At 38.9% G+C, this 3,235-nt stretch carries 5 protein-coding genes; all 5 read left to right on the forward strand.

The annotated features are described in order from the left end of the window. Positions 1 to 14 precede the first annotated feature (14 nt). On the forward strand, positions 15 to 1,358 hold the full coding sequence (obgE, locus tag E7303_RS17925) for a GTPase ObgE (protein WP_292146831.1): 1,344 nt from the start codon (positions 15 to 17) through the stop codon (positions 1,356 to 1,358). Further along, positions 1,355 to 1,663, forward strand: coding sequence for a ribosome assembly RNA-binding protein YhbY (gene yhbY / locus E7303_RS17930; protein ID WP_022774004.1), 309 nt, complete (start codon positions 1,355 to 1,357; stop codon positions 1,661 to 1,663). Before obgE ends, yhbY begins: the two co-directional genes overlap by 4 nt. Before the next feature lie 26 nt (positions 1,664 to 1,689). After that, on the forward strand, positions 1,690 to 2,298 hold the full coding sequence (gene nadD / locus E7303_RS17935) for a nicotinate-nucleotide adenylyltransferase (protein WP_292146828.1): 609 nt from the start codon (positions 1,690 to 1,692) through the stop codon (positions 2,296 to 2,298). Continuing rightward, positions 2,295 to 2,876 (forward strand): bis(5'-nucleosyl)-tetraphosphatase (symmetrical) YqeK, encoded by a 582-nt coding sequence (gene yqeK, locus E7303_RS17940; RefSeq protein WP_022774007.1) that lies wholly within the window; start codon positions 2,295 to 2,297, stop codon positions 2,874 to 2,876. The genes nadD and yqeK overlap by 4 nt, the downstream gene beginning before the upstream one ends. Before the next feature lie 12 nt (positions 2,877 to 2,888). Next, positions 2,889 to 3,235: ribosome silencing factor (gene rsfS / locus E7303_RS17945; protein WP_292146830.1), on the forward strand; the 347-nt coding region annotated here is incomplete at its 3' end.

Here is a 3,235-nt window from a genome sequence, read left to right on the forward strand (position 1 = left end):
AAGGAGTTAAATTAATGCCAGTATTTGTAGATAAAGCAAAAATCTTTATACAGAGTGGTAAGGGCGGTGACGGACATATCTCTTTCAGAAGAGAAAAATATGTACCAAACGGTGGCCCGGATGGCGGTGACGGTGGCAAAGGCGGAGACGTTATCTTTGTCATAGATGAAGGAATAAATACTCTTGCCGATTTCCATTATGGTGGAAAGTATAAGGCAGAGAATGGTCAGGATGGAAATAAGAGACGATGCCATGGTAAGAATGGCCAGGATCTTTATATAAAGGTTCCGGAAGGAACAGTAATAAAAGAAGCAGCTTCAGGAAAAGTAATCGCTGATATGAGCCTTGAAAACAGAGAGGTCGTTGTTCTTAAGGGCGGAAAAGGCGGCAATGGAAACATGCATTATGCTACTTCAACAATGCAGGCGCCTAAATATGCTCAGCCAGGACAACCGGCTCTTTCGCTTGAAGTACTTTTAGAGCTTAAGGTAATTGCAGACGTTGGACTTGTGGGCTTCCCAAATGTTGGTAAGTCAACCTTCTTGTCCAAGGTATCTAATGCTAAGCCCAAGATTGCAAATTATCATTTCACAACTCTTTCACCAATGCTCGGTGTTGTTGATCTTAAAGATGCAAAAGGTTTTGTAGTTGCCGATATTCCGGGACTTATTGAAGGTGCTTCAGAAGGTGCCGGTCTTGGACATGAGTTTCTTCGTCATATTGAAAGAACAAGAATGATGATTCACGTTGTAGATGCGGCATCAACTGAGGGCAGAGACCCTATTGAAGATATAGAAGCTATTAATGAAGAACTTAAAAACTACAACGCTGATATAACAAGCAAACCACAGGTTATTGCAGCCAACAAGATAGATATGCTTCCTGAGGGAGAGCAGGCAGAGATAATTACCAAGATCCGTGAAAAATACGAGCCTCTTGGAGTTAAAGTATTTGCCACCTCAACCCTAACTGGAAAAGGTATTCAGGAACTGTTATACTATGTAAGTAGGACCCTTTCTGAGCTTCCCGAGAAATCTATTGTCTTTGAGCAGGAATTCTTCCCTGAAACAATGATAAGAGATGACGAGGATGCATTCACAGTTTCTTACGATAAGGATACTGCTGAATATGTTATTGAAGGACCTAAGATTGAAAAGATGCTTGGTTACACGAACCTTGAGTCTGAAAAAGGCTTTGCTTTCTTCCAGAAGTTCCTTGCAGATAATGGAATTCTTGATGAACTTGAGAAACTCCACATCGGTGAAGGCGACACTGTAAGAATGTATGGTTATAGTTTTGAATATTATAGAAATGCAGATACTAAACCGGTATCTGAAGATGAGGATGAAGAAGAATGACATTAACAAGTAAACAAAGAGCTTATTTAAAGAGCCTTGCAGCAGATCTCGATCCTGTTTTTCAAATTGGAAAAGCAACTGTTACTCCTGAAATAACAGATGCAATTGCTGAAACCTTTAATACTCATGAGCTTATAAAGGTTACTGTACTTAAAAACTGTACAGAAGAAGTTAGTAATGTTGCTATCATGATCTCAGAGAGAACAAGATCTGAACTTGTTCAGGTTATTGGTAGAAAGTTCGTATTATACAAGCCTTTTAAAGACAATCCAAAGATCGTACTTCCTAAAAACAAGAAAGCTTAATATTCTAAACTTGTCGGAGGTTATTTATGGAAAGCAGAAAAATCGGAATACTTGGTGGTACTTTTGATCCCATTCACAATGCACACTTGCTTTTAGGCGAGTCAGCAAGAGAGCAATTTGGGCTGGACAGAGTTATCTTTATTCCAAATAATCTTGCTCATTTGCCAAACAGAACCGAAGTCGCAAGCGGTGAGAATCGCTATCAGATGGTAAAAATGGCAATAAAGGATAACCCCTATTTTACCTGTTCAAGAATAGAAATTGATAAAGACGGTGGTACTTATACCTACAACACCATACAGGAATTAAAGCTTATGTACCCGGGAGATGAGCTATTTCTCATCCTTGGTGGTGATTCTGTTATCGGAATTGATAACTGGTATATGGCAAAAGAACTGCTTCAGTCATGTACAATACTTGCTGCTGTCAGAGAAGATGATGATCTGGCTGCTTTGGATAAAAAGCGCAAAGAACTTGGTGATCAGTTCGGTGCAGATATCAGACTTCTTAAATTCAACAGAATAGATATTTCAGCAACAGAAGTAAGAAACAGAGTTAGAACCGGCAGATCCATAAGGTATATGGTTCCTGATGAAGTTATTGAATTCTTATGTATAAAAGGATTATACAAATGAAGACCATTGAAATAACTCAGAAGCTGAGAAAAGAGCTTTCCAAGGAATTAAAACCGGATAGATTTGATCATACTTTGGGTGTTGCATATACGGCAGCCAATATGGCATTCATACATGGTGCTGATGTAGATAAAGCCCTTATTGCCGGAATGCTCCACGACTGCGCAAAGTGCATGTCTCATGAAGATCAGATCAAAATATGTGAGAAAAATAAGATAGATATAACAGAAGTTGAGAGAAAAAATCATTCTCTTTTGCATGCAAAGGTAGGAATGTATCTTGCCAGAACAAAATATGATGTCTATGATACAGAAATCCTAAATGCAATAAGATGGCATACTACCGGCAGAGAAGATATGTCGCTTCTTGAAAAAATCATCTATATTGCCGATTTTATAGAGCCAAACAGAAAGCCATTGGAAGATATGGATATCATCAGAAAAGAGGCATTTACCGATTTAGACAGATGTCTTGCGCATATTCTTCATAATTCTGTTATATATCTAAAAACAATAGGCAAAGAGTGTGACGATGCCACTTTAAATGCATATCACTACTATCAAAAATATTACAAATAATCAGAGGTATTTATGGCAGATATTGAAATTTCAAAAAACATGGCAAAAATGGCTGTTGAAGCCCTCGAAGACAGAAAGGGAGAGGACGTTCACGTAATAGATATAAGTGAGATCTCAACTCTTGCAGACTACTTCATTATTGCCAGTGGTACAAACATCAACCAGGTACAGGCACTTGCAGACAATGTTCAGGAAGTTCTTGGAAGAGCCGGTTTTGATTCCAAGAACGTAGAAGGCTACGAATCAGGAAAGTGGATCCTTCTTGATTTCGGTGACATCATCGTTCACGTATTCGACAGTGAGAACCGTCTTTTCTACGACCTCGAGCGCATCTGGCGCGATGGTAAACTCATCGATTC

It is taken from the genome of Butyrivibrio sp. (assembly GCF_015056685.1).
In the GTDB taxonomy this organism is placed as follows: domain Bacteria; phylum Bacillota; class Clostridia; order Lachnospirales; family Lachnospiraceae; genus Butyrivibrio.